Source organism: Hydrogenophaga sp. IBVHS1 (genome assembly GCF_002127265.1).
Taxonomy (GTDB): domain Bacteria; phylum Pseudomonadota; class Gammaproteobacteria; order Burkholderiales; family Burkholderiaceae_C; genus Hydrogenophaga.
In genome coordinates this window covers 1059222-1084606 of the sequence record NZ_NFUU01000001.1, presented here as the reverse complement: position 1 = coordinate 1084606, position 25385 = coordinate 1059222, and the positions used below count along the sequence as shown (strand labels likewise).

The 25385-nt window shown below is 66.2% G+C and carries 22 protein-coding genes; 9 read left to right on the top strand and 13 right to left on the bottom strand.

The annotated features are described in order from the left end of the window. The first annotated feature begins 66 nt into the window (after nt 1-66). Both CAP37_RS05240 and CAP37_RS05235 read left to right on the top strand, forming a co-directional pair. Nucleotides 67-972 carry a LysR family transcriptional regulator gene (locus tag CAP37_RS05240; protein WP_086123207.1) on the top strand — a complete coding sequence of 302 codons (906 nt, stop codon included), beginning with the start codon at nt 67-69 and terminating at the stop codon, nt 970-972. 25 nt (nt 973-997) lie between these two features. Then, nucleotides 998-1543, top strand: a complete 546-nt coding sequence (locus tag CAP37_RS05235; RefSeq protein WP_086123206.1) for a nucleotidyltransferase family protein — start codon at nt 998-1000, stop codon at nt 1541-1543. Here the strand turns inward: CAP37_RS05235 and CAP37_RS05230 are convergent. Together CAP37_RS05230 and CAP37_RS05225 are read right to left on the bottom strand one after the other, a co-directional pair. Further along, complete coding sequence (locus CAP37_RS05230; protein WP_086123205.1) at nt 1540-2364, bottom strand: phosphatase PAP2 family protein; 825 nt, start codon at nt 2362-2364, stop codon at nt 1540-1542. The two genes, CAP37_RS05235 and CAP37_RS05230, sit on opposite strands and share 4 nt — an antisense overlap. A gap of 691 nt (nt 2365-3055) precedes the next feature. Then, nucleotides 3056-3358: a putative quinol monooxygenase gene (locus CAP37_RS05225; RefSeq protein WP_086123204.1), complete on the bottom strand. Its 303-nt coding sequence runs from the start codon at nt 3356-3358 to the stop codon at nt 3056-3058. 109 nt (nt 3359-3467) lie between these two features. Here CAP37_RS05225 and CAP37_RS05220 point away from each other — a divergent pair, with 109 nt between their 5' ends. Next, nucleotides 3468-4430, top strand: coding sequence for a helix-turn-helix domain-containing protein (locus CAP37_RS05220; RefSeq protein WP_086123203.1), 963 nt, complete (start codon nt 3468-3470; stop codon nt 4428-4430). A gap of 163 nt (nt 4431-4593) precedes the next feature. Here the strand turns inward: CAP37_RS05220 and CAP37_RS05215 are convergent, their stop codons facing one another. Both CAP37_RS05215 and CAP37_RS05210 read right to left on the bottom strand, forming a co-directional pair. After that, a complete protein-coding gene (locus CAP37_RS05215) occupies nt 4594-5205 on the bottom strand; it encodes a tyrosine-type recombinase/integrase (RefSeq protein WP_086123202.1) in 612 nt (203 codons plus the stop codon). 229 nt (nt 5206-5434) lie between these two features. Continuing rightward, nucleotides 5435-6418: a hypothetical protein gene (locus CAP37_RS05210; protein WP_086123201.1), complete on the bottom strand. Its 984-nt coding sequence runs from the start codon at nt 6416-6418 to the stop codon at nt 5435-5437. Nucleotides 6419-6600: 182 nt separating this feature from the next. On the opposite strand from CAP37_RS05210, the gene CAP37_RS05205 reads away from it, so the two are divergent. Further along, on the top strand, nt 6601-7584 hold the full coding sequence (locus CAP37_RS05205) for a DUF3644 domain-containing protein (RefSeq protein WP_086123200.1): 984 nt from the start codon (nt 6601-6603) through the stop codon (nt 7582-7584). A 333-nt stretch (nt 7585-7917) separates the two neighbouring features. Here CAP37_RS05205 and CAP37_RS05200 read toward each other — a convergent pair whose 3' ends face one another. The 5 genes from CAP37_RS05200 to CAP37_RS05180 all read right to left on the bottom strand — a co-directional run bounded on the left by CAP37_RS05200 (nt 7918) and on the right by CAP37_RS05180 (nt 11533). Further along, complete coding sequence (locus tag CAP37_RS05200) at nt 7918-8787, bottom strand: hypothetical protein (protein WP_086123199.1); 870 nt, start codon at nt 8785-8787, stop codon at nt 7918-7920. Nucleotides 8788-8939: 152 nt separating this feature from the next. After that, nucleotides 8940-9563 (bottom strand): CGNR zinc finger domain-containing protein, encoded by a 624-nt coding sequence (locus tag CAP37_RS05195; RefSeq protein ID WP_179190145.1) that lies wholly within the window; start codon nt 9561-9563, stop codon nt 8940-8942. Continuing rightward, on the bottom strand, nt 9524-9832 hold the full coding sequence (locus CAP37_RS05190; protein WP_086123197.1) for an AzlD domain-containing protein: 309 nt from the start codon (nt 9830-9832) through the stop codon (nt 9524-9526). Before CAP37_RS05190 ends, CAP37_RS05195 begins: the two co-directional genes overlap by 40 nt. Continuing rightward, complete coding sequence (locus CAP37_RS05185; protein ID WP_086123196.1) at nt 9829-10530, bottom strand: AzlC family ABC transporter permease; 702 nt, start codon at nt 10528-10530, stop codon at nt 9829-9831. The genes CAP37_RS05190 and CAP37_RS05185 overlap by 4 nt, the downstream gene beginning before the upstream one ends. A gap of 76 nt (nt 10531-10606) precedes the next feature. Next, entirely contained in the window at nt 10607-11533 is a 927-nt protein-coding gene (locus CAP37_RS05180) for a DMT family transporter (RefSeq protein WP_143435884.1), read from the bottom strand. A gap of 85 nt (nt 11534-11618) precedes the next feature. On the opposite strand from CAP37_RS05180, the gene CAP37_RS05175 reads away from it, so the two are divergent. Next, nucleotides 11619-12497 (top strand): LysR family transcriptional regulator, encoded by an 879-nt coding sequence (locus CAP37_RS05175; RefSeq protein ID WP_179190144.1) that lies wholly within the window; start codon nt 11619-11621, stop codon nt 12495-12497. On the opposite strand, the gene CAP37_RS05170 is transcribed toward CAP37_RS05175, so the two are convergent. Genes CAP37_RS05170 through CAP37_RS05160 form a run of 3 tightly spaced genes read right to left on the bottom strand, consistent with a single transcriptional unit; the run spans nt 12466 to nt 17340 of the window. After that, entirely contained in the window at nt 12466-13425 is a 960-nt protein-coding gene (locus tag CAP37_RS05170) for an alpha-E domain-containing protein (RefSeq protein ID WP_086123194.1), read from the bottom strand. The two genes, CAP37_RS05175 and CAP37_RS05170, sit on opposite strands and share 32 nt — an antisense overlap. A 17-nt stretch (nt 13426-13442) precedes the next feature. After that, entirely contained in the window at nt 13443-14882 is a 1440-nt protein-coding gene (locus CAP37_RS05165; protein WP_086123193.1) for a circularly permuted type 2 ATP-grasp protein, read from the bottom strand. Nucleotides 14883-14937: 55 nt separating this feature from the next. Continuing rightward, nucleotides 14938-17340, bottom strand: a complete 2403-nt coding sequence (locus tag CAP37_RS05160; protein ID WP_256926875.1) for a DNA internalization-related competence protein ComEC/Rec2 — start codon at nt 17338-17340, stop codon at nt 14938-14940. A gap of 131 nt (nt 17341-17471) precedes the next feature. On the opposite strand from CAP37_RS05160, the gene CAP37_RS05155 reads away from it, so the two are divergent. The 4 genes from CAP37_RS05155 (at nt 17472) to CAP37_RS05140 (ending at nt 25199) form a co-directional block, all read left to right on the top strand. Then, a complete protein-coding gene (locus CAP37_RS05155) occupies nt 17472-20978 on the top strand; it encodes a DUF2126 domain-containing protein (RefSeq protein ID WP_086123191.1) in 3507 nt (1168 codons plus the stop codon). 51 nt (nt 20979-21029) lie between these two features. Then, nucleotides 21030-23669 carry a circularly permuted type 2 ATP-grasp protein gene (locus CAP37_RS05150; protein WP_179190143.1) on the top strand — a complete coding sequence of 880 codons (2640 nt, stop codon included), beginning with the start codon at nt 21030-21032 and terminating at the stop codon, nt 23667-23669. Between the two features lies 1 nt (nt 23670). Then, complete coding sequence (locus CAP37_RS05145; RefSeq protein WP_086123189.1) at nt 23671-24654, top strand: transglutaminase family protein; 984 nt, start codon at nt 23671-23673, stop codon at nt 24652-24654. A gap of 77 nt (nt 24655-24731) precedes the next feature. Further along, complete coding sequence (locus CAP37_RS05140; protein ID WP_086123188.1) at nt 24732-25199, top strand: RidA family protein; 468 nt, start codon at nt 24732-24734, stop codon at nt 25197-25199. A gap of 5 nt (nt 25200-25204) precedes the next feature. On the opposite strand, the gene CAP37_RS05135 is transcribed toward CAP37_RS05140, so the two are convergent. After that, complete coding sequence (locus CAP37_RS05135) at nt 25205-25384, bottom strand: hypothetical protein (RefSeq protein ID WP_086123187.1); 180 nt, start codon at nt 25382-25384, stop codon at nt 25205-25207. Nucleotide 25385 lies beyond the last annotated feature (1 nt).

Below are 25385 nucleotides of genomic sequence, written 5' to 3'. Positions count from 1 at the left end.
GCATGGTCTTTGGTGGCCTAACATCCGTAAAGTTGAATGATCTGAATCTTGACTTTAGGAATCCTGATGCGAAACCTCAACCTCGATCAATTGCAGACGCTGGTGGCCATCGCTGACCTGGGCACGCTGGCCGCTGCCGCGCAGGCCCTGCACCTGGCCGCGCCCACCATCAGCCTGCACCTGAGCGAGCTTGAATCGCGCATCGGCGCCACGCTGGTGCATCGAGGTCGCCGCCAGGCCAGCCTTACATCCGCAGGGGAACTGCTGGTGCAGAAGGGCCGGCGTTTGCTGGCAGACGCGGACGACATGCTCGATGAAGTGAAGCGGCGCGCCGATGGCCACGCCGGCCTGGTTCGCCTGGGCACCACCGCCGGCGTGAGCCCCCTGCTGCTGCCGCGTGCGCTGGAAGCGCTGGCACGCGAACGACTCGGGGTGAACGTGAAGCTGGAGGTGCTGGGCTCAGAGGCTTCCATGGCACGCCTGCGCGCCGGCACGATCGATATCGCCATCGTCGCGCTGCCGCAAAAGCCCGCGCCCGGCGTGAAGCTGGTGCCCTGGCGCCGAGATCAGATGGTGGCCTTCCTGCCGGCGGGCTGGAAGGTGCCGGCGCGCATCACGCCGCAATGGCTGGCTGAACATGGGTGGATGGGCTTTGACGCGAGCACGCAGATGCACAAGCTGATTGCGGCTTGGTTCGGCCGCGCGGGTCTGAACCCACGCCCGAGCATGGAGGTGAATTACCCTCTTGCACTCAAGAGCCTCGCGGCCGCCGGCCAGGGCGTGGCCGTGTTGCCGCTGGAAGACCCACTGGAAGCGCGGCCAGGTGCCGGACTGCAGGTGCGCCCGCTCAGCCCGCTGCTGATGCGCGAACTGGCGCTGGCTCACCGAACCGCGGAACCCCATGAAGCTGCGGTGGCCGGTGTGCTGCAAACCCTGAAAGGTTTTACGGCCATCACCCGCCTCGCCCGGTGAATTCACGCCTTTCCAATCGCTTGTCATGCAAGACCGCTTTTTCGCCGACATCCTCACCAACCGCCACAACCGCGCCATTCTGGAACGCTGGCCCAGCCTGGCCCTGCCAGACGGCTGGCTGGTGGCGGGCTGCCTTTTCCAGACCGTGTGGAACCTGCACAGCGGCCATGCGCCCGAGGCAGGCATCAAGGACTACGACCTCTTTTACTTCGACACCACCGACACCAGCGCGGCGGCCGAACGCCAGGTGCAGGCGCGGGTGAGCGATGCGCTGGGCGATCTGGGCATCACCGTGGAAGTGTCCAACCAGGCGCGCGTGCACCTCTGGTACGAGTCGTATTTCGGCGAGCCCTATGCAGCACTGCGCAACAGCCGGGAAGGCATCGATCGCTTCCTGGTACCCGCCACCTGCGTGGGCGTGCGACCCGGCGAGCTGTATGCCCCCAACGGCTTGGAGCAGCTGTACGAAGGCGTGCTCACCATGAACCCGCGCACGCCGCACCGCGAACTGTTTCTGAAGAAGGCCGAGTCGTACCGATCGCGCTGGCCGTGGTTGCGGGTGGTTTTTTAGCGGCTACTGAACAGGGTGTGCGGGCTTCGACGGGCAATCTCCATCGCCACGACACACACCGTCACCCACGCCAGCCCGGACGCAAACCCAGCCACCACATCGCTCGCCCAGTGCACCTGCAGGAACACGCGGCTCCAGCCCGTGCTGAAGGCCAGCGTGGTGCCCAGCAACACAGCAGGCAGATGCCAGCGCGAAGGCAGCAAACGCATGCAAAGGTAGGCAAGCATCCCGTACACCACCACCGCGCCGGAGGTGTGCCCGCTGGGAAAGCTGTAGCCCTCGGCCACCGCAAACCCGTGATCGTGAATAGGCCGCACCCGCTCGAAGATCTGCTTCAGCCCCCGGTTCAGCAGCGCGCCCCCGGCGCAAGCCAAGACCCAGCCAAACGCCAGCGTGGTCTGCCGGCGCACGAGCATCAGAACGGCAACCACCATGACCAGCGCGGTCAGCGTGATCGGGTCCCCCAGGTGGGTGAGCGTCCCGAAGACGCGCAGGGTGGAAGCGGACAGTTCGCGCGAAAGCGTCTCGGTGAGTCGCGAATCGAAGAGGCCGATCTCATCGTCTGCCTCGAACACTTCCATCATCTCGGCGAACACCGAGGCCGTCGCCATCAGCATCCCCGCGCCAACCGCCAGGCAGATGCTCAGCAGCATGCCGCGCGAAAGCTTGCCGCCCACCATGCGCACGCCATGGCGCCTGAACAGGAGAAGCGCCGAGGTGGCCACCACGAGCAGCACGATCAAGCCCACGGTAAACACGGGAACGGCGTGTGCCCCAAGCCATTCAGCCCAAGCCTGCACCTTCGCTGCGTCGTCATCCATCGTCAAGCTCTCCACTGTCAGCTGAAAGCGTGCATTGTGCTTGTGACCCAGCGCCCTCCCCTTCAGCCACGCGCCTCCGCTCTACCGCGCTACCACAGTGACGGTATGGCGGACGGTGTCAAGCGGGATGGTTTCGAGGTGCGGAGGATTTGGAAGGGCGGCGCTGGAGGGCGGATTTAGACTGGACCCAGTCACTCGCGTTCGCGGCCCGAACGGCGGCTGCCGACACAACCGGTCGCTCGACCACTCCGGCCTTGATCGACTGCTCGAGGTTGACAGCCGTCATTCAAGGGTAGCCGAGTCAATCAAGCCCGCCGGTCGACGGGAGCCTTGATCGCGAGCGGCAGCTTTGACCAAGCGGGGAGGGCGGCCGACGACCCTGAACCGACATCCACGGCCCTGAATCCGGCGTCACGAAGCGGTCGGACCGGTACGCCGGCCGCCCCGTGGAGGGCACACACGGGTAGACGGTAGTCAGGGCGATAAAGGCGCAGCGCGCGGGTTGAGACCGTGCGGGCTAGCCGCCCGCTCCCACGGGCGGTTTGTGGCCGGGACTACTTCGACGCGGCCACCGCCGGCAAGAGCGGTTCAATTGGGATCGGTTTGAAGGAGCGGCCCACGAGGACAGGACCTCTTCATCCCGATCACTCAAGCCATACGGAGCTTCACATTTGCCGCCGTGGTCAGCTCGTCAGCCAGGCAATTTCGCCGCCAGCAGATCGATCCTCTCGATGTTCGGCGGTGTACTGAGCAAGGCGCCTGCGTTCGCCATCAACGCGGCGGCAATCGGGCCGTGCAGGTGAGCCTCGCGGCCGGCCTCGTCCGCAAAAGCGTCAAAGACGCCGAACGTCGATGGGCCGAACTTCAATGCGAACCAGGCGGTGGTGCCCGACTCGGCGTTGGCGAGCGGCAACGCGCCTCGCAGAAAGTCGGCAACGGCGGCTTCCTGGCCAGGCTTGGCTTCGAGGCGGACGAACAGGGCGAACTTGGTCATGGAGTGATCCTCTGGTTGAACGGGTGACAGCGTTGGCGCGTCCTAAGTCTCGGGCGCGGCGGCAGTTTCCGCGAGTGGCAGGAATGCCAACATTGATATCATTTCTGCCATGAATCTACACCTTCTTGTTCTCGATGGCGTGTTCGACCTGGGTCTTGCTGCACTCATGGACACACTGAGCACGGCCAATGAACTGGCGGGCTCGCTCGCACAGGCGCCGCCGCCCGTCGACGTCACGGTAGTCGGCGTTCGGCGTCGCGTGCGCACCGCGCACGGTCTGACGGTACCGGTCGTGCCAGTGCACCGCGTGCAGAACCCTGACGTTGTTCTGGTGCCCGCGCTCGGCGCCAAGATGCCAGACGCGCTCGCCGCGCGTCTCGCGCATGCGGACGTGGCCGACGCAGTCGTCGCGTTGCAGCAATGGTCAAGCGCCGGCGCGGCCACTGGCGCCGCCTGCACCGGCACCTTCTTGCTGGCGGAGAGCGCGCTGCTAGATGGCCAGCGCGCCACAACTTCGTGGTGGCTGGCGCCAATGTTTCGGCAGCGCTATCCGCACGTGGCGCTCGACGAGTCCCGCATGCTTGTGAGTTCGGCCGGCTTCACCACGGCCGGCGCCGCCTTGGCTCATCTCGACCTGGCATTGAGCGTCGTGCGCAGCCGTAGCCCGGCGCTGGCGGCTCTGGCGGCGCGATACCTGCTGGTAGAGGCCCGCGGCTCGCAAGCTGAGTTCGTGATCCCCGATCACCTAGCCCATGCCGACCCGGTGGTCGAGCGCTTTGAAGGCTGGGCCAGGCAGCAACTCGCGCACGGGTTCTCTCTCGCCGATGCGGCCGTCGCAGCGGGCGCCAGTGAACGCACCTTGGCGCGGCGCGTGCAAAGCGTGTTGGGCAAGACACCCCTCTCGTACTTCCAGGATCTGCGCGTCGAGCGTGCGGTGCATCTGCTGCGAACCGGCAGCCAGAGCGTCGACCAAATCGCCGCACAGATTGGCTACTCCGACGGTGTGACCCTTCGGGCCTTGTTGCGTCGCAAGCTGGGCCGCGGCGTGAGGGAGTTGCGCGCACGTGCATGATCGGCGCCGCGTGGTGCAGGTCGATGAAGTGCCGGAATGCTGCCGGTACTGAACGTCTGCAGATGGCCAAGACCTCTCGATCGGCCGCCCGCCACAAAGCTGGCATTCAGGGCGGACGCCCCGTCACGGCGACAGGTGCGGCCGCTCCGGTTCAAGGGCTGACTCAGATTTCCGTCTGCTCAGAAATTTCGAGCGCGTCATCGACCTCGATGCCGAGGTACTTGACGGTCGACTCGAGCTTGGAGTGCCCGAGCAGCAGCTGCACCGCTCGAAGGTTCTTGGTGCGCCGATAGATCAGCGTCGCCTTCGTCCGCCGCATCGAGTGGGTGCCGTACTCGGCTGGGTCCAGCCCGAGCTCCTCCACCCAACGCCCAAGAATGCGAGCGTACTGACGGGTGCCCAGGTGCGGCGAGCCGTGGATGCGGCTGGGGAACAGGTAGTCTTCCGGCTTCAGCCCTGCACGCTTGATCCAGGCCTGCACCGCCTCTCTGGTAGCCGGCGTGATCTCGAACTGAACAGGACGCTCGGTCTTGTGCTGCATGACCAGTGCACGCGCCGCCACTTGATCGCCGTGGCAGACGTCGCGGACCCTCAGGCCGATAAGGTCGCAGCCCCGAAGCTTGCTGTCGATGCCAAGGTTGAAGAGCGCCAGCTCCCGCGCACGACCCTGCATCTGCAGCCTGACGCGAAGCGCCCATATGTCCTTGACCTTGAAGGGCGCCTTCTGTCCGACGATCTTGCCCTTGTTCCACGGCTCCCGATGAGTGGTTCCCATGACGGTCTCCACAAAGTTGAGGGCCGCTTAGGTTGCGCTCTCGGGCGTGCCGGGCCGCGGGGCGCAGGGTGAGGAACCTCTCGGATCGCTGCGGCGAAGGTCAGCTTTCGGATGCTGGGGCGGCCGAGCACTGTCGGCCAAGAAGAGTCATTCGCGAAGGACAGCTCTAGGGCACCCAGCTTAGCCCGAGCGCGCTGGATGGAGACGCCAGGGGGTAGTGATGCTCACGTCAGCGAGACGCAGCAGACAATGCAGGCTGAAGTCGAGACGCTGATGCGGCTGGTGCGGGGATCGTCGCGAACGAAGATGCCGAGGAGGTGGTACTGGGCGGCACCACCGCAGGGCGTGCCACGGACGGTTGAGGCGCAGCGGTGCTCGCCGCACTCGCCGCCTTACCACCGTTCGCCTTCTCCTTCTGCAGGTCGAGCACAGTGGGCAGCTTCAGAAAGTTCGCCTGCGCTGCGGCGAACACCAAAGCGGCTGCGGCGACGACCCACCCCGCGAATTGCATCCACCAGTTAGCGCCGTGCTTCCGAGAGGCGTCTCGCCGCTCATCTAGGGTCCGTACGCCCTGACCAGTCAGGCGAAAGCTGTAGTTGTCCGATGTCGACAGGTCGCCAGCCTCGGCGAGCAGCTGCAGTTGCCTGTCCAGGCGTTCCTGGAACGCCTGCCAGTTGGGGTGGCCTGCCCAACGGTCGCCATATCGATGGCTCATCACCTCGAGGGCGCCAATTCTGTCAACGCCCCGCGAGGTGAGCTCAGCAACGTCCTTCAGTATGGTCAGGCGGTCGCCGAGCATCATCTGACGGGCATTGAACAACTTCTGTAGAACCCAACGCTGCACGCGCAGCGCGTGGAGCCAAAGATACGGCCACTTGGTTCCTTGCCCGAGTACGAGATGGACAACGCCTTCGTATCGAACTTCATCGAGCCCGTAGTAGTGCGTCACCTGGAGCGCGGCGGCGTCAATCGCGTCCAGTTGGACGGTGACAGGGCGCCTATGACTATGGCCGTCGAACTCGAGCCCTTGGACGGTGGGGGCCGTGATGCCTACCAGCACCGTACGTGGACGCGCGCCCGTTTCGGGCATCACGACGTTGAAGCAGTTGATCTTCATGCCCTCGTCGCTGGAGCGGTGAACTGTGGCCGGGCAAGCTCGTGCCAGAAGCCGGGGGAGGAAGAAACGCAGCAGGACTTGGTGGATTCGTTGCATCGGCGCTCATTATCGGAGCGTCGAGGCCGGTCCTCCGCAACGTGCGCTGTCGCCTACCTCGCACTGCGCCAAACCCTCACGCCGAAGGACGATGCCCAAGATGCCCCAGACCGCGATCCCGAGATGTTGGGCGCGTTACGGCGCAGAATCGACGCAAAGTAGGCAGGGAAAGAGAGAGCCAAGTGCGCCCCCCACTGCATCAGAGGCTTGTCGACAAGGCGGTCGCTGCCATCACGGCGGCGGTGGAGGTCTACAACAAGCCGGCGTTCGCGTACCGAGCGGAGACCTTCGCCATCTTGGCGCTGAACGGCTGGGAACTCCTGCTCAAGGCCAAAGTGGTCAAGGATGAGGGGAATGACCTGAAGGCCAGACGTGTCTATCAAGCGCGGCCGACGAAGTCGGGCAGGCCGAGCAAGAAGCTGTTCCTGAAGCTCAACCGTGCCGGAAACGCGCAGACGATCTCTCTCGGTGCCTGCATTGTCGAACTCGAAAAGTCACCGGCGAAGCTTCATGTCGAGGTGAAGAACAACCTCGAGGCCCTCACCGAGATTCGAGACAACTCAGTCCACTTCGTTACTGCGAACGCGCTGCTTGCGCGGCAGGCGCAGGAGCTGTCAGCCGCCGCGGTTCAGAACTTCGTCGTTCTGACGAAGCAGTGGTTCGCTCGAGACCTGTCTCGGTCACTGCATGTGATCCTTCCGTTGTCCTTCATCGCTCCAGCTTCGACTGCTGAAAGCGTCGTCGTTTCGGCAGACGAGAGCCGGCTGATCCGGCACCTTGAAAGTCTGGCGAAGGTGCCCGGCAATGCCGAGTCGCCGTTCGCGGTCGCTGTGCGCTTGCAGTTGAAGTTGGAGAAGTCGACGCTTTCCGCCGCCCCCAAGGTGCAAGTCACCAAGGACCCCGACGCGGTGAAGGTCACCTTGACTGAGGAGGACGTGAGAGCGCAGTACCCATGGGACTACCGGGAGCTGTGCAAGCGGATGGCTGCTCGGTATAGCGACTTCAAACAGGACGGCCGATTCCACGCTCTGCGTAAGCCACTGTTGACGGATGAGCGATACGCCAAAGCACGGTACCTCGATCCGGGGAACCCGAAGAGCCCCAAGAAGGACTTCTACAACCCAAACGTGTTGAGCGTCTTTGATGCCTCGTACAGACGGGTCTAGCGTGAGCGTGAACGACCGCTTGAACGAGCATGAATGTGAGGAGCAGATAGCCGGTTCGGGTCGGCACCGCCAGGTCAAACTGTAGGAAAGCGGTCACTGGCACGGCGCGACCCGACGTGCGGAAGTCGTCCGGCCGCTGTACCTCGGACAGCAGACGGTCGCACCCCGGGTCGGGCCTCTACCGAGCGACTGTTTGGTACCCTTGAGCGTGAGTAGGAACGCGGCTCATGACGGGCAGCTCTCGCTGCTTAGCAGCCCCTCTGCCCTATCCATCCAAAGCAAGTCGCTACGGCAATGTCCACCGGCGCGCTAATCACGCCTCGACGCCCAATCTCAATGCGCCTGCAAGCCCACCGGAAAGTCGTAGTGCTCATCCACCGCCCGCGCTGCCATCAGCGGCAGCATGCGGTCGATGAAGACTTCGCCGATCCATTGGCGGACGGCCGGATCGGGAGAGTCGATGCAGCTTTGCAGCGTGAGGCTGCTGAAGCTGCCGATGCCGTCTTCCATGTACAGGCCGAGCGGCACAGCGGGCAAGGCGTTGCCCTGATTGTCCACGGGGTGGCTCCGGGTGGCTTGTTGCCAGGCGCAGTAGAAGCGCTCGAAGCAGCCCACGGTGCCTTTGCGCCAGACGTCGCTGACGTAGAAATGCCAGGCGCCCTGGTCTTCCACCACGAAGCCCCAGCTGAATTCATGAATGCCGTCGGGGGCTTCCGCGAGCACGCCGATTTCATTCACGTCTTCGCGCGCTTTGTATTCGGCGTACAGCGGGCCGGGGCCGGTGAGTTCGCCCCGCACGAAGCGTTGCAGCAAGGCGGGATCTGAGCTGAACAGCGGTGGCGGATCGCTCCATGCGCGTTTGGCGCGGTGGATCAGGCGCGATGTGGCGTCCGCACTTTTCTGGGCCGTGATGCAGCGGTCCATGAAGTTTTTGCGGCCTTCGGGGGTGGCGAGCTGTTCGACGATTTCAGCGAAGGCGATGTCGTCTTTCAGGTAGCCGTCTTCCCGCAGGCGCAGCACGATGTCGAGCATGGAGCTGCGGGTGATGTGTTCGAGCATGTAGGCCATGTCGCCGCCATCGAACTGGTCGATGGACTTTTGAACCCAGGCCAGGGTTTCCTCGGGCGACAGGCCCTGCGGCGCTCGCGGCATGTCGTTGAACAGGGCCCGCAGCACCCTGACGGTATCCAGATCGCTGGCCATGAAGTCTCCGTAATGGCATGAGGCCCGTATCCCTTGATCGAGCCTCCGGGCAGCATAGCCTTCTATGGCGGATTGCCCCGTGCAGTTGACACGGGTGTGTGACTTTTGATCCGGTTTGGCACAACACCAGGGCGCTGAGCGTGATTTCTGCCTCAGGCGCCCAGGGTCGATCTGGCCTCGGTTTCGCGCTTGCCGGCACGGTAGGCGCGGGTGCGCTGCCGCGTCTGGCAGGTGAGCGAGCAGAACTGCCGAAGCCCGGCGGGCGATTGGTCTACAAACACGTCGGCACACGCCTGACCATGGCAGGTGCCGAGGCGGCTGGCGTCGGGCGACGCACGCAGGTGCTCCAGCAGCGCCAGCGCGGCGGCGGCCAGCAGCTCCTGGCCAGCGTGGGCACAGCGCCATGCTTCGCGCACGCGCCAGCCCTCAGAAGCCATGGTGGGCGTGAGGCCCGCCTGTTCGGCCAGGCGGCTCAGGCTCTGCGCACATTCGCGCCCGGAGCCTGCGGCAAACACGGGGTAAACAAGATCGGCCACCTCCACCAGCTGGGTGGCGCTCAGTCGCGGGAACTGGCGCCAGGCAAGCGGGCTGGTGGCGCGCCACGCGGAGAGCGTGGAATACGCCTGCGCGCTTTTGCCGCATGCCTTGCGTGGCGCGCTGCCCCACGCGTTGACCAGATTCACCAGCAGGGGCAGCGGCAACGCCACCACCTCGCGGCCGGTGCGTTGCGCGCCTTTCACAGCCAGGCCCGCAACAGCGCCGTGGTGATCACGCAAGCCAGCATGCCGGCCAGTGGCCCGGCGCGCGCGGCCCATGCCAGCACGGCGGCCACAAGACCACCCAGGAGGGTGGGGTCCAGCAGGCTCCATTGCGGCCCGGCCACGGCGCCCACCAGCATGCCGGCCAGCAAAGCCGGCGGCAGCGCGTCGATGATGGCGCCTACGCTGGGTGGCAGCGTGCGCTTGTGCATGGCGAGCGGGCCGGCCGCCTTCAGCGCGTAGTTGAGCAAGGCGAAGCCCACCACGGCGATCAACATGGTGCTCATGGCGCCCTCCTCTTGAAGCGCAACGCCAGGAGCGCCGCCAGACCGGCACACAACAAGGCGCTACTGGGCGGAACAAACCAGCACATCACACCGGCAATGACCAAGGCCAGCACGATGGTGGGACGCTGGTGCGGGTCGGTGCGCCAGATGTCGAGCACGAAAATGAGGAAGAAGGCGGGAAAGGCGGCGTCAATGCCCAGGGTGCGCACCAGTTCAGGCGGCGGGGCCAGGAAGGCGCCCAAGGCCGTGCCCGCGATCCACGCCGGCCACTGCATGAGCGTGGCGGCAATCATCTTCTCGCGGTCGATCGTGCCATCGGGCCGGCGGGCCAGCGCCCACGAGCTGTCCACCACCGATTGCGCCTCCAGCGAACGGCGCCACGCCCCGCCTCTAAAGGCACGCGCGGCCGAGATGGCCATGGGCACAAAACGCAGGTTGATCAGCGTGGCTGCGGTGATGGCGGCGAGCACACCGCCCCCGCCGCCGATCGCCAGCACGATGGCGAACTGTGCCCCGCCACCAAACACAATGGCCGACATGAGCACCACCAGCCAGGCCGGCCAGCCCTGAGCCACGGCGGCCACACCAAAACTCACGGCCAGCGCAAAGGCGGCCACACCAAGCCCCGCGCCCACCGCCAGGCCTTCACGCCAGCTTTGCCTTCTTCGATCGGGGTGGTCGATGTCTTCCGTGCTCATGGGGTGGGTGCCTGCGGCCTCTGAAATGTGTCACGCAAAGATACCACCTTTTGCGTGACACTTTCAGCCCCACCCGCTACGCCTGGCGGGCGCGCTGCATGCCCACCACCACCAGGGCCACCAGCATCACAAGCACGCCCAGCAGCTGGCTGGGGCTGAGCGCGCGGTCGTACACCAGCCAGTCCACCGCCACCGCCGAAGCGGGGTACACAAACTGCAGCACCGCCACGCGCCCAGCCGTGAGGCGGGCCACACCGGCATACAGCACCACATACGCCAGCCCGGTGTGAATCACGCCCAGCCCCGCCAGCCACGCCCACGCCGGGCCAGCCGGTGGCCAGCCTTGCATGAACGGCCACCACAGCAACACCACAGCGCCCACGGCGCACTGCCACCAGGCCAGCGCCAGTGGGCTTACGCCGCGCGCGCGGTTGGCGATCAAGGTGAGGGCGGCGTAGCCCACCGAGTTCAGCAAGGCCAGCGCCACACCCCACAGGTAGCTGCTGGACCAGCCCACGCCGGTGAGCGCACCGTCCACCCAGCCAGAGGCCAGCGCCAGGCCAATGAGTGAAGCCAGCGCGGCAACCGCCTGCGCGCGGGTGATGCGCTCTTTCCACCACCAGGCGCCAAAGGCCATCACCAGAAATGGCTGCACATGCACCACCACCGTGGCCACGCTGATGGACGTGCGCTCGATGGCCTCGAAGAACAGCAGCCAGTTCACCACCGCCAGCACGCCCGCACTCACGGCGGCCAAACGTGCAGCGCCCACCAGGCGCAACTCTCCCCAGCGGCGTGTGGCGGCGAACCACGCCGTGAGCGCGAGCAAGCCGAAAGCGCAGCGGAACCACACCGCTGTGATCGGGCTTTGCCCTGCCTCCTCCAGAAACACACCCAGCGTGCCGAGCATCAGGCCACCGGCCACCATGAGCCACATGCCGCTGCGTTCGCGCGCGCTGGCGGCTTCAATGCTGTTGAGGGAGATGGTGCTGCTGGGGTTCATTCACCGATGGTCGGGTGGTGGGGTGTTTCTGTACAGCGGATAAATAGAATCCCATGCATTCGACAATCGAATACTGGATCCCACCATGAACCATGCAGATCTGCAACTCGACTGGCTGCGCGCCTTCGTCACCGTGGTCGACTGCGGTTCGCTCTCGGCGGCAGCGCCCTTGCTGCACCGCTCTCAATCGGCGGTGAGCATGCAGATCAAGAAGCTGGACGACGCCGTGGGCCGGGCGGTGCTGCTGCGCGGGCCGCGCCACCTGGAGGTGACGCCAGTGGGGGCCGAGCTGCTCGGCTACGCGCGCCGCCTGCTCTCGCTGCACAACGAAACGCTGGAAGCCTTGCACGGCCCTGAACTTTCCGGCCGCGTGCGACTGGGTGTGCCCGACGACTACGCGGCCACTTACCTCACGCCGGTGCTGCGCAGCTACGCCAGCCGCCACGCAGGAGTAGAGATCGAACTGCATTGCGAGCAGTCCACCGCGCTCATCCCCAAGGTGCAGCGTGGCGAGATCGACCTGGCGCTTGTTTCGCGCGACAAGCCTTCACGCGGGAGGCTGCTGTTTCATGAGCCCCTGGTGTGGGTGGGCGCGGCGGCATTTGAAGCCTGGCGGCGCGACCCGCTGCCGCTGGCGGTTTACGAACAGGCGAGCCAGGCCCGGCGCTCCACCATCGCTGCGCTCACCGCACAGCGGCGCGCCTACCGCATGGTCTACAACAGCTCCAGCCTGGCCGGCCAGCTGGCGGCGGTGGAGAGCGGCCTGGCGGTGGCCGTGCTCACGCGCTGCAGCGTGCCGCCACACCTGCCCATACTGGGCGAGCGGCAGGGGCTGCCGCCGTTGTCAACGATGGAGGTGGCGGTCTACCGAAGCCAGGCGTCGCGCCATCTACCGGCGGTAGACGCACTGTTTGAGCAGATGGTGCACACGCTCAGTGTGAAGGAACCAAAAAGTCCTGGCTGATGCGGCCGCCGAGTTCGTTCACGCGGTCCAGAAACTGCGTAAGGTACGCATGCAGGCCGGTGGACAGAATCTCGTCGATGCGGGCGTACTGCAGATCGGCCTTGAGCTTGCCGGCGCGGCGCAGCGTTTCGCTGCTGTGCTCGTTGGACACCACGGCAAGGTTGTTCACCACTTCGTTCAGGCTGGCCGCCAGGCTGCGCGGCATGTCGGCACGAAGAATCAGCAGCTCGGCCACGCGCTCGGGCGTGATCACGTCCCGGTACACCTTGCGGTAAACCTCGAAGCCGCTCACGCTGCGCAGAATCGCACTCCAGTGGTAGAAGTCGTACTCCTGATCCAGCTCGCTCGCCGCGCCGAAGAAATCGCTGTGAACAGCGTGGAACTTCACGTCGAGCAGACGCGCGGTGTTGTCGGCGCGTTCCAGGAAGGTGCCCATGCGGTAGAAGTGAAAAGCTTCGTCCTGCAGCATGGTGCCAATGGCCACCCCGCGTGAAAGGTGCGAGCGGAACTTGACCCACTCGAAGAATTCGCTAGGGTCGCGCTCGAAATTCTTGGCTTTGAGCATGCGGCCGAGTTCCAGCCAGGTCTGGTTCTGGGTTTCCCAGAATTCGGTGGTGAGCGCGCCGCGCACGGCGCGTGCGTTTTCACGCGCGGCTTTCAGGCAGGCGGCAATGCTCGACGGGTTGGCCTCGTCGCGCACCATGAAGTCGAGCACATTGCGCGGCGTGATTTCCTTGCCGTATTTCTTGGTGTAGGTGGGCAGGAGTTCGCTGATGACCAGCAGCCCTTCCCAGCCCACTTGCGCCACGGCGGCAGACTGCGGCAGCAGCGAGGTCTGGTAGTTCACATCCAGCATGCGGGCGGTGTTCTCCGCCCGCTCGGTGTAGCGGGACATCCAGAAAAGGTGGTCGGCGGTGCGCGAAAGCATTTTTTTGTCTCCCTTGTTCAATCCTCGAGGACCCAAGTGTCCTTGGTACCACCGCCCTGTGACGAGTTGACGACCAGTGAACCGGCCTTGAGGGCCACGCGCGTGAGGCCACCAGGCACCATCTGCACTTCCTTGCCCGAGAGCACGAAGGGCCGCAGGTCGATGTGGCGAGGAGCCACGCCACTTTGCACATAGGTGGGGCAGGTGGAAAGCGACAGCGTGGGCTGCGCAATGTAGCCACTGGGGTTGGCCACCACCGCCTTGCGGAACTCCTCGATCTCGGCCTTGGTGGACGCGGGCCCAACGAGCATGCCGTAGCCGCCCGCGCCATGCACTTCCTTCACCACCAGCTCCTTCAGGTTGGCGAGCATGTACTTGAGGTCTTCGGGGTCGCGGCCCATGAAGGTGGGCACGTTGTTCAGAATGGGTTTCTGGCCCAGGTAAAACTCGATCATTTTCGGCACATAAGGGTAGATCGACTTGTCGTCGGCAACTCCCGTGCCCACGGCGTTGCAGATCGCCACATTGCCGCTGCGGTACACACTGAGCAAGCCTTCGCAACCCAGGGTGGAGGTGGGCCGGAACACCGATGGGTCGAGGAAGTCGTCGTCCACCCGGCGGTAAATCACGTCCACCCGCTTGGGGCCGCGCGTGGTTCGCATGTAGACGAAGTTGTCCTTCACGAACAGGTCTTGCCCTTCCACCAGTTCAATGCCCATCTGCTGGGCCAGAAAGGCGTGTTCGAAGTAGGCGCTGTTGTACATGCCGGGCGTGAGCACAACCACGGTGGGTTCGGCGGTGGTGGCCGGGCTCACGGCGCGCAGGGTTTCGAGCAACAGGTCGGGGTAGTGCGCCACCGGGGCCACCCGGTTCTCGCCGAAGAGTTCGGGGAAGAGCCGCATCATCATCTTGCGGTCTTCAAGCATGTAGCTCACGCCGCTGGGCACGCGCAGGTTGTCTTCGAGCACGTAGTACTCGCCTTCGCCCTTGGCGTTGGGGGCCCGCACGATGTCGATGCCGGAAATGTGCGAATAGATCTGGTGCGGCACATCCACGCCCATCATCTCGGGGCGAAACTGCGCGTTCTTGAAAATCTGCTCGGCCGGGATGAGGCCGGCCTTGATGATTTCCTGGTCGTGATAGACGTCGTGAATGAAGCGGTTGAGCGCGGTCACGCGCTGCACCAGGCCCTCTTCCATGCTGTGCCATTCGTTGGCGGGGATCACGCGGGGAATCAGGTCAAAGGGAATCAGGCGCTCGGTGCCGGAGCCGTCTTCGTCCTTGGCGCCGTACACCGCAAAGGTGATGCCGACCCGGCGGAAGATCATTTCCGCTTCCTCGCGCCGCGAAGCCATCACATCTTCGGGCTGCTGGGCCAGCCAGCGCGCGTAGTTCTGATAGTGGGCCCGGACCTCGCTGGGCGAGGCATTCATTTCGTCGAACATAGGTCTGCTCATGGGCTTTTTCTCCTGACCAGAGCATAGCAAGTACCGGGCCAAGGGTAAGCCCGAATCACTTTTTCCAGTAGCGCCGTGCCACCTCCCGCTGACACGCCATTGCCCCCGGCTCCTCACTGCGCCAGGTGGCGGCACCGCACTCGGGTGAACTCACCCAGTCTATGCCACGCTGGCGGTATCGATCCAGCACCGCCGGAGCCGGATGACCAAAACGGTTGCGGTAGCCTGACTGCACGATCACCCAGCGCGGCAGGAGCGTGTTGAGCAGCACGGGGCTGCTGGACGTGAGGCTGCCATGGTGGGGCGCGAGCATGACGGTGGCGCGCAGCTCGGGGCGGGCAAGCGCCATGCGCACTTCCTGTGCAGCATCGATGTCGCCACCCAACCAGGCGCTGTGGCGGCCGTTGGAGATGCGCAGCACGCACGACATGGCGTTGCTGGACAGGCGCGGCGCGCCATCGGGCCCGTAGTGCGCGGGCTGCGGGTGCAGCATTTCAAAGTCCACGCCCTCCCAGTGCCAGCGCTGACCGGCCACGCAGTGCCGAAACGGATCGGCGTCGAACGAAGAAAGCCAGCGCGCGCCGGGCTGCGCTGCCCGCACAGCGGCCGCACCGCCTGAGTGATCGCTGTCGCGGTGGCTCACCACCACGGCATCCAGCGTCTCGCCCAGCGCGCGCAGCAGCGGCAGCACCACCCGGTCGCCGGCGTCGGCGGCGTCGGGTTGCGGGCCGTAGCGCGGGCCGGTGTCGTAGAGCAGGCTGTGGCCGGCGGTGCGCAGCAGCACCGCGCCGCCCTGCCCCACGTCCAGTGCCAGCAGCTCGAATTCGCCTGGTGCCGGGCGCGGTGGGGTGTAGAGCAAGGCCGGCCAGACAAACATGAGCCCGGCAAGACGCAGCGTCCACGGCAGCCGAAGCACGAGCAGCACGCCGCCCACCACGGCCGCCACCGCGAACGGCCAGGGCGCCACGGGTCGAAAAATGGCAGCCCATGGCCACTGCGCCAGCCAGGCCAGCCCCAGCGCCATGGCCTGCACGGCCCAGGCCGCCGCGTCCCACAGGGGCGGCAGCAGAACGCCCAGCATGGCCAGTGGCGTGATCCACAAGGTGACCAGCGGAATAGCCACCAGGTTGGCCAGCAGGCCCACCAGAGAAAACTGGCCGAACAGCAACAGCGTAAGAGGCGCGAGCGCCACGGTAACAATGCCTTGCTCGCGCACCAGCGAGGCGACAGACCGCACCGCACGGCGCAGCGCGCTCAGCGGAGCCCGATCTTGCCAAAGGCCACCCGGGTCGGTGGCGAACAAGATGCCCACCGCCACGAAGCTGAGCCAGAAGCCCGGCTGCAGCAGGGCCCACGGGTCCAGCGCCAGCACGGCCACCATGGCCAGCAGCCACACCACCGGCCAGGGCCAGCGGCGCACCTGCAAGCGCAAGGCCACCACCACCGCCAGCATGATCAAGGTGCGCTGCGAAGGCACGCCCCAGCCCGAGAACAGCGCGTAGGCCGCCGCGAAAGCCACGCCGCCCACCCCGGCAGCCCACGGCGTGGGCACAGCGAAAAGCGCCCGCGGCCACCACCGCGCCAGCCGCCGCCAGGCGAGTGCCACCAGCACCGTGGCGAGCCAGGCGAACATGGTCACATGCAGGCCCGAAATCGACATGAGGTGCGCCACACCGGTGGTGCGGAACAGGTCCCAGTCGGCCCGGTCGATCGCCGATTGCTCGCCCACCACCAGAGCAGCGATCACGCCGGCGCTGCGCGGGTCGTCGGGCAGGCGGGCGTCAATGCGCTCGCTCACGGCCTGCCGTGCGGCATCGAGTGAATACCAGGGGCTGCGGCTCAGCCGTTGCGGTGCGGGGTCGCGCGGGCCGCTGCGCACGTAGCCGGTGGCCTGAATACCGCGCTCCCAAAGCCAGAGTTCGCGGTCGAAGCCGTGCGGGTTGGCGTTGCCATGGGGGCTGCGCAGGCGCACGGTGAAGCCCCAGCCTTCGCCAGCGCGCAAGCCCGGGCTGCCAGCCGCGATGGACCAGCCCCCTTCGCCGCCCGCATCCACGCCGCCATGCCAGCTCAGCTGCAGCCGGGCCGGCACTTGCACTGGCTCGCCGCCCAGCCGGGCTGAATCCACCAGAAATTCGAAGCGCTCCCCTTGTGCGCTGCGCTGCGGCAGCGAATCGATGCGGCCCGTCAGGGCGATGTCCTGGCCCTGCAGGGCTGGATCGAGCGCACCGGCGGCAAAGTGCGCGGCGCGCGCGCCGGTGAGGCCAAAGCCAGCCAGAACGCCAGCCAGCACACCAACGACCACGCCCCCGCGCCACGAGGGGCGCCACGCCCAGGCTGCCACCAGCAGCGGCGCTAGACCGAGCAATGCCAGATAGACACCGAGCGCTTGAAGCTCGGCCTGCTGCAACTGCAGCGCCACCCCCAACACCCCACCGAGCAAAGTACCCGTGCGCCACACGCCGCGTCGGCCGTTATCGGCCTTGTCATTCTTCTTTGGCGCGAGACTTGCTAGGATGCCTGCAAGCCGCGCCAGGATTCCCCCTGCCTGCGGACCCATCGTTTTTTGTTTCTCCCTGTCGAAAGCTTCGCATGGCCATCCACGTTGCCCTGAGCCACATCACGCATTATCGGTACGACCGTCTTGTCAAACTGGGGCCACAGGTGGTTCGTCTGCGTCCCGCGCCGCACAGCCGCACCAAGGTGCTCTCGTATTCGCAGCGCATCGAGCCCGGCGACCACTTCATCAACTGGCAACAAGACCCTTTTGCCAACTACCAGGCGCGCCTGGTGTTCCCCGAGCCCACCACCGAATTCAAGGTCACCATCGACCTCGTGGTGGAGATGGCGGTGTACAACCCGTTCGACTTTTTCCTGGAACCTTCGGCGGAAAACTACCCGTTCGAGTACGACGCGGGTCAGGTCCAGGAGCTGGCGCCCTACCTCGCCACCACACCCATGACGCCGCTGCTGCAGGCCTATGTGGACGAGGTGGACCGCAGCGAGCGCCGCACGATCGACTTTCTGGTTGACATCAACCAGCGGCTGCAGCGCGACATTGCGTACACCATCCGCATGGAGCCCGGCGTGCAGGCGCCAGAGGAAACGCTGAAGATCAAGAGCGGTTCCTGCCGGGACAGCGGCTGGCTGCTGGTGCAGATCCTGCGCCACATGGGCTTGGCGGCGCGCTTTGTGTCCGGCTACCTGATCCAGCTGAAGCCCGACGTGAAATCGGTCGATGGCCCGAGCGGCCCGGAGAAAGACTTCACCGATCTGCACGCCTGGTGCGAGGTGTTCCTGCCAGGCGCAGGCTGGATCGGGCTGGACCCGACCTCGGGCCTGCTGGCCGGCGAAGGCCATGTGCCGCTGGCCTGCACGCCGCAGCCTTCGAGTGCCGCGCCAGTGGAAGGCGCCATGGACAAGTGCGAGGTGACCTTCAGCCACCACATGGGTGTGACGCGCATCTACGAATCCCCGCGCGTGACCAGCCCCTACACCGACGAGCAGTGGGCGAGCGTGCTGGCCCTGGGCGACAAGGTGGACGCCGACCTGGAAAAAAGCGATGTGCGGCTGACCATGGGCGGCGAGCCCACCTATGTGGCCACGGCCGACCGCGACGCCGCCGAGTGGAACACCGATGCCCTTGGCCCCACCAAGCGCGGCTACGCCACCGAGCTGCTGGGCCGGCTGCGAGAGCAATACGGCGCAGGCGGCTTCGTTCACATGGGCCAGGGCAAGTGGTACCCGGGCGAGCAGTTGCCGCGCTGGGCGCTTTCGATGTTCTGGCGCGCCGATGGCGACACCATCTGGAACAACCCCGCGCTGCTGGCCGACGAGCGCGACGAAGCCCACTACACCGCCGACGACGCACGTCGATTCACGCAGGCGCTGGCGCGCAAGCTGGGGTTGTCCACCCAATACATCACCCCGGGCTACGAGGACACCTGGTACTACCTGTGGCGCGAGCGGCGCCTGCCTGTGAACGTGGACCCGTTCGACAGCAAGCTCGACGACGAGCTGGAACGCGCGCGCCTGCGCCGCGTGTTCACCCAGGGACTCGATGCCACGGTGGGCTATGTGCTGCCGTTGCAGGCTTCGGGGCCGAGCGGTGCGCTGTCGAGCAACGGCAAGGCCAGCTACCCGCGCATTTCGGGCACGGTGTGGTCCACCGGCCCGTGGTTCGTGCGCGACGAGCGCATGTACCTGATTCCGGGCGACTCGCCCATGGGCTACCGCTTGCCGCTGGACTCGCTGCCCTGGGTGTCGGCAGGAGACTACCCGTACCACATCGAGCAGGACCCGCACTCCGCGCGCGACCCGCTGCCGCGCGGCGCGGCCGTGAAGCACCAGGTATCGCCCCACCAGGTGGGTGGTGGTTTTGCCGAGGGCGGCACGGTCTCCATGCAGAGCGTGGACTACGAGACCGAGGGCGAAACCGTGGAAGGCCTGCGCGCGGGCCAGCCGGGGCCTGGCTCGGCACCGGCGCAGGCGCTGTCTGCGCGCTTCCCGCAGCGCGGCGAATCGGCCGCCTGGCTCACGCGCACCGCCCTGTGTGTGGAAGCGCGCGATCCGCACCGTTCCAATGGCCCCAAGGCCGAGAAAGCCGGCGGCGGCAAGATTCACCATCTCTACGTGTTCATGCCCCCCATGGTGCAGCTCGAGGACTACCTCGACCTGCTCGCTGCCGTGGAAGCCACCGCCGAGAAGCTGGGCATGACCATCGTGCTCGAGGGCTATCCGCCGCCGCGCGACCCGCGTCTGAAGATGCTGCAGGTCACACCCGATCCGGGCGTGATCGAGGTCAACATCCACCCCGCGCACAACTGGGGCGAACTGGTGGAGCACACCGAGTTTCTGTACGAGGCGGCGCACCAGACGCGCCTGTGCGCCGAGAAGTTCATGACCGATGGGCGCCACACCGGCACCGGTGGTGGCAATCACTTCGTGCTGGGCGGCGCCACGCCGGCGGATTCGCCTTTCCTGCGCAAGCCCGAGTTGCTTGGCAGTCTGCTGGCGTACTGGCACAACCACCCTTCGCTGTCGTACCTGTTCAGCGGCCTCTTTATTGGCCCGACCAGCCAGGCGCCGCGTGTGGACGAGGCGCGCAACGACCAGCTGTACGAACTCGAGATTGCGCTCGCGCAGATCGAGAAAAACCGCGCGACCCATGGGGAAGACATGCCACCGTGGATGGTGGACCGCACGCTGCGCAACGTGCTCATCGACGTGACTGGCAATACGCACCGCAGCGAGTTCTGCATCGACAAGCTCTACTCGCCCGATTCCCCCACGGGCCGCCTGGGCCTGCTGGAGTTGCGCGCCTTCGAGATGCCGCCGCATGCGCGCATGAGCATCGCGCAGCAACTGTTGCTGCGCGCCATGATCGCGCGCTTCTGGGCCAAGCCGTGGAACGGCCGCCTGACGCGATGGGGCACCGAGCTGCACGACCGCTACCTGCTGCCCACGTTTGTGCGCATGGACTTTGAAGACGTGCTCGCCGACATGGCCGGCATCGGCTACGACTTCGACATGGCCTGGTTCGAGCCGCACTTCGAGTTCCGTTTCCCACTGGTGGGCGAGGTGGCCGCGCGCGGCATCGAACTCACCATTCGCAGCGCGCTGGAGCCTTGGCACGTGATGGGCGAGGAAGGCGCGCCCGGCGGCACGGTGCGTTATGTGGACTCGTCGCTGGAGCGCGTGGAGGTGCTGGTGAAGGGCCTCAACGAAAGCCGCCACGTGATCACCTGCAACGGCCGCGCCCTGCCTCTGATGAGCACCGGCACCGTGTCTGAATACGTGGCCGGCGTTCGCTACAAGGCCTGGAGCCCGCCATCGGCACTGCACCCGTCGATTCCGGCGCACGCGCCACTCACCTTCGACATCGTCGACACCTGGCTGCAGCGCTCGCTGGGCGGGTGCCAGTACCACGTGGCCCACCCGGGCGGTCGCAACTACGACACCTTCCCCATCAACGCCTACGAGGCCGAAAGCCGCCGGCTGTCGCGCTTCTTCCAGATGGGCCACACGCCCGGGCGCATGGTGGTGGAGCCCGCGTTCAGCAGCCGGGAGTTTCCGTGCACGCTCGATCTGCGGACCTGAACCGGGCGAACCGGGGCTGTGTGAAGGATGCAACAAGGCGACCCCGGGGGGATGGGCCCTGCCGCATCGCCACGGGCATACTCGGGAACAGTGAATCCCGAATCGACCGAATCCCTTTTTGACGAGCTGCGCCCAGGTGCCCCCGGCGACTGGGCGCTCTCGCTCGCGGTGCCCGCCGATGCCGGCCACCGCGACGAGTTGCGCGTCGGGGGGGCGGCGGACTCACCCGAGCTGGCGCCCACCTGGGCCAGCTTTTTCGATCACATCGGCTCCGACGGCTTTGCCGACCTGAACCGCCGCAGCGAAAACCTGCAGCGCCAGATTCGCGACAACGGCGTCACCTACAACGTCTACGCCGACAAGGCCCGCGGTCTGGAACGCCCATGGGCGCTGGATCTGTTCCCCAAGATCATCGACCCGCAGGATTGGGCGCGCATCGAGGCCGGCGTGCTGCAACGCACGCGCCTGCTCAACGCGATGATGGCCGACCTCTATGGCGAGCGCGAACTGCTCAAACGAGCGCTGCTTCCCGCTGCGCTCGTACAGGGGCATCCCGGCTACCTTCGGGCGATGCAGGGCGTGCGCCCGCCGGGTGACACCTGGCTGCACATCGTGGGCTTCGATCTGGCGCAGGGACCCGACGGCCAGTGGTGGGTGGTGGGCCAGCGCACCCAGGCACCTTCGGGCCTGGGCTATTTGCTGGAGAACCGCATCGCGATCTCGCGCCAGTTCCCCAAGGCGTTTGCCGGCATGAAGGTGCAGCGCCTGGCCGCGAGCTACCGCGCGCTCATGGACGGCATCAAGCGCATGGCGCCCGAAGGCGAGAACGCGCGCATTGCGCTGCTCACACCCGGCCCTTACAACGAAACCTACTTTGAACACGCTTACCTCGCGCGCTACCTCGGCCTCACGCTGGTTGAAGGCAACGACCTCACGGTGCGAGATCAGCGCCTGTTCCTGAAAACGCTTGGCGGCCTGGAGCCGGTGCACGCGCTCATCAAGCGGCTGGACGATGAGTGGCTCGACCCGCTGGAACTGCGCTCAGACTCCCGCTTGGGCGTGCCCGGCCTGCTGCAGGTGCTGCGCGCGGGCAACCTGCTGCTGGCCAACGCGCCGGGTTCGGCGCCGCTGGAATCGAGCGCGCTGCTGGGCTTTCTGCCCGCCATCAGCCGCCACTTGCTGGGCGAAGAATTGAGCATGCCCTCGCTGGCCACCTGGTGGTGCGGTGAAGACGCCGCGCTGCGCGAGGTGTTGCCGCTGCTCAAGGACAGCGTGATCAAGCCCACCTACCCGCGCTCGGAGCTGGAAACGGTGATGGGCCAGAGCCTGGGGGAGCGCCAGCTCGACGAATGGTCGGGCCGCATGGCAAGGCACCCGGACAACTACACGGTGCAGTCCTGGCTGCCGCTGTCGCAAACGCCCACCTGGTCGGGCGAGCGGCTGATCCCCCGCTCGGCGATGTTGCGCGTGTTTGCAATGGCCAACGGGCCGAAATCGTGGTGTGTGCTGCCCGGCGGCCTGGTGCGGCTGGCACCGCGCGGCGAACTGATTGCCGCCATGCAGCGCGGCGGCAGCAGCGCCGACTGCTGGGTGGTTACCAACGGCGCGGTTGACCACACCAGCCTGCTGCAGTCGGCGCCGAGCACGTTGTCGATGGCCCTGCAGAAACGGCCGGTCACCAGCCGTGCTGCCGAAAACCTGTTCTGGCTGGGCCGCTACACCGAGCGCGCAGAAAACAGCATTCGCCTCGCACAGATCGCACTGTCTCATCTGGGTGGAGAAGAACCGAGTTCCCGCCCGCTCATGGCCTGGCTCTCCGACGCCGCACAAGAAAACTCGCTGGTGCTGCCCGACGTGCCCAGCGCCTCGCTCTCGCCGCGTGTGTTCGCACGCAGCCTGATCGCCTCGCTGTCGCCCCAGCCCGATACCCCGCTGGACTCGCAGGCGCTGAGCGTGGGCTTCAACCTGCGTGCGCTCAAACTGGCGGCCTCGCAGGTGCGCGAGCGCCTCTCGCAAGAGCACTGGAGCCTCATCGAGCGCGTGGAGACTGCGTTCGCGCAGGAGTGCGCCGCACTCTCGACCGACGCCGAGTACGCCACGGCCGAGGCCATGACGGCGCTGCAGAACGCCAGCGAACTGCTGGCCGCCATCACCGGCTCGCAAACCGACCGCATGGTGCGCGACGACGGCTGGCGCATGCTTTCCATGGGTCGCCACATCGAGCGCCTCATCACCCTCTCGCGAGCGCTCTCGCTGGGTCTGGAACACCGCTGCGTGCACGACTCGGCCGGTTTCGAGGCGGTGGTGGCGCTGTTCGACAGCACCATCACCTTCCACGCGCAGTACCAGCAGCGCCGCGACATGGTGGCACTGATCGACCTGCTCGTGATGGACCGGGACAACCCGCGTTCGCTGGCGTGGGTGGTGCAGACGCTGCGTTCGCGCCTGGCCAAGCTGGCCCAAAGCGCCACCCCGCAAGATGCGGTGCTGGCACGCAACCTGCCCAACCCCGACACCTGGGTACTGCCCGACCTCAGCAACTGGCAGCGCAGCCCCGACGGGTTGCGAACCTGGAGCGACCTGGCAACGTTGCTCGACGAATGCGAGGCCGCCGCGGTGGACCTGTCGAACGAACTCACGCGTTTGCACTTCAGTCACGCGGATCAGCGCAACCAGAGCCTGGGTGCCTGACATGCTCCTGCGCATCGTTCACCGCACGCGCTACCGCTACCACGCGGCGATCGACCTGGCGCAGCACATGGTGCACCTGCGCCCGGTGGACACACCCACGCAGCAGGTGCTGCAGCACGAACTGCGCATCGACCCCGAACCGGCAGCGCGCAGCAACACCACCGACGTGTTCGGCAACCAGCGCACCTTTTTCTCGCTGCAGTCGCACCACGCCGTGCTGACGGTGGAGGCGGACAGCCTCGTGAGTACACATGCGCCGGAGCCGCTGCCGCTGGGGCCACCCTGGCGCGGCATGAGCTGGGAACGCGTGCGCGAGCACTTCCGTTACCGCGCGCTCGCGCCCTTTGATCCGGCGAGCGAATTCCTGTTTCCGTCACCCTACGCGCCGCGCGACGATCACTTTGCAGACTTCGCGCGGCCCGTGGTCAAGCCAGGACTGCCCGCGCTGGAAGCCGCGCGCGCCTTGATGGAACACATCCACACGGAGCTGACCTACGAGACTGACAGCACCGAGGTGAACACGCCCGCGGTCGAAGCGCTGGAGCAGCGAAAGGGCGTGTGCCAGGACTTTGCGCACATCATGATTGGCTGCCTGCGCAGCCTGGGTTTGCCCGCGCGCTACGTGAGCGGCTACCTGCTCACGCGCCCGCCGCCGGGCCGGCCTCGGCTGATCGGCGCGGACGCATCGCATGCCTGGGTGTCGGTGTATGTGCCCCTGGCGGCCGAAGGCAACGACAACGAGAACGAGAAGGAGAACGACAGCGCCGCTGGAGGCGCCTGGTTCGATTTCGACCCCACCAACAACCGGTGCGGCTGGGGCAGCCCGGGCGAGGACTACGTGACGCTCGCCACCGGGCGCGACTTCGGCGATATCTCGCCCATGCGCGGCGTCATCCAGAGCGGCGCGCGCCACACCCTCTCGGTGGCCGTCACGGTGGCGCCACCCGACGAACTGGCCGAACTCGCCTCCATCACGCCCGCCTGAGTTCGGCGGCGTCCGGCGGAGGGGTATGTCAGCCACCCCACCGATAGAATGACCCGCTCATTCTTCTGGAGATCACCATGTCCGTTCACGAAAAGCTCAAGAGCCTCGGCATCACCCTGCCCCCCGTCTCCGTGCCCGCCGCCGCCTACGTGCCCTTTGTGCAGACAGGCAAGCTGATCTTCCTCAGCGGACACATTGCCAGACAAGACGGCAAGCCCTGGGTCGGGCAGCTGGGCCTCACGATGACCACCGAAGAAGGCAAGGCCGCCGCCCGCGCCGTGGCCATCGACCTCATGGGCACGCTCTCCGCCGCCTGCCTCGCCGCCGGCAAGACGCTGGACGACGTCAAACGCATCGTCAAGGTGCTCAGCCTGGTCAACTCGACGGCCACCTACACCGAGCAGCATCTGGTCACCAACGGCTGCAGCGAACTCATCGGCCAGGTGTTTGGCCCAGCCGGTGCGCATGCGCGCAGTGCGTTTGGCGTGGCGCAGCTGCCGATGGGCGCTTGTGTGGAGATCGAGCTGATTGCCGAGCTCGCGTAAGCGAGTTACTTCCTGCGGCGTTCGCTCGCGCGGCGCACCTGCCGGCTCTGGGTGGATTGCGCGACGGCCTGGTCTTTGGCAGCATGCCGACTGGCGAAGTGGCGCACCGCCCAGCGCGCCACGCCAAACGACAGCGCCGCCACCACCGCTGCAACCACCAGGCCGATCCATTCACCGTTTTCCATG

Bases quoted from the DNA above. Each gene is read 5' to 3' on its own strand.
- CAP37_RS05220 (WP_086123203.1), top strand. From the start codon at position 3,468: ATGAATCTACACCTTCTTGTTCTCGATGGCGTGTTCGACCTGGGTCTT.
- CAP37_RS05165 (WP_086123193.1), bottom strand. From the start codon at position 14,882: ATGAGCAGACCTATGTTCGACGAAATGAATGCCTCGCCCAGCGAGGTC.
- CAP37_RS05225 (WP_086123204.1), bottom strand. From the start codon at position 3,358: ATGACCAAGTTCGCCCTGTTCGTCCGCCTCGAAGCCAAGCCTGGCCAG.
- CAP37_RS05150 (WP_179190143.1), top strand. From the start codon at position 21,030: ATGGGCCCTGCCGCATCGCCACGGGCATACTCGGGAACAGTGAATCCC.
- CAP37_RS05230 (WP_086123205.1), bottom strand. From the start codon at position 2,364: ATGGATGACGACGCAGCGAAGGTGCAGGCTTGGGCTGAATGGCTTGGG.
- CAP37_RS05135 (WP_086123187.1), bottom strand. From the start codon at position 25,384: ATGGAAAACGGTGAATGGATCGGCCTGGTGGTTGCAGCGGTGGTGGCG.
- CAP37_RS05185 (WP_086123196.1), bottom strand. From the start codon at position 10,530: ATGAGCACGGAAGACATCGACCACCCCGATCGAAGAAGGCAAAGCTGG.
- CAP37_RS05200 (WP_086123199.1), bottom strand. From the start codon at position 8,787: ATGGCCAGCGATCTGGATACCGTCAGGGTGCTGCGGGCCCTGTTCAAC.
- CAP37_RS05240 (WP_086123207.1), top strand. From the start codon at position 67: ATGCGAAACCTCAACCTCGATCAATTGCAGACGCTGGTGGCCATCGCT.
- CAP37_RS05140 (WP_086123188.1), top strand. From the start codon at position 24,732: ATGTCCGTTCACGAAAAGCTCAAGAGCCTCGGCATCACCCTGCCCCCC.
- CAP37_RS05155 (WP_086123191.1), top strand. From the start codon at position 17,472: ATGGCCATCCACGTTGCCCTGAGCCACATCACGCATTATCGGTACGAC.
- CAP37_RS05215 (WP_086123202.1), bottom strand. From the start codon at position 5,205: ATGGGAACCACTCATCGGGAGCCGTGGAACAAGGGCAAGATCGTCGGA.
- CAP37_RS05210 (WP_086123201.1), bottom strand. From the start codon at position 6,418: ATGCAACGAATCCACCAAGTCCTGCTGCGTTTCTTCCTCCCCCGGCTT.
- CAP37_RS05190 (WP_086123197.1), bottom strand. From the start codon at position 9,832: ATGAGCACCATGTTGATCGCCGTGGTGGGCTTCGCCTTGCTCAACTAC.
- CAP37_RS05170 (WP_086123194.1), bottom strand. From the start codon at position 13,425: ATGCTTTCGCGCACCGCCGACCACCTTTTCTGGATGTCCCGCTACACC.
- CAP37_RS05175 (WP_179190144.1), top strand. From the start codon at position 11,619: ATGAACCATGCAGATCTGCAACTCGACTGGCTGCGCGCCTTCGTCACC.
- CAP37_RS05180 (WP_143435884.1), bottom strand. From the start codon at position 11,533: ATGAACCCCAGCAGCACCATCTCCCTCAACAGCATTGAAGCCGCCAGC.
- CAP37_RS05235 (WP_086123206.1), top strand. From the start codon at position 998: ATGCAAGACCGCTTTTTCGCCGACATCCTCACCAACCGCCACAACCGC.
- CAP37_RS05145 (WP_086123189.1), top strand. From the start codon at position 23,671: ATGCTCCTGCGCATCGTTCACCGCACGCGCTACCGCTACCACGCGGCG.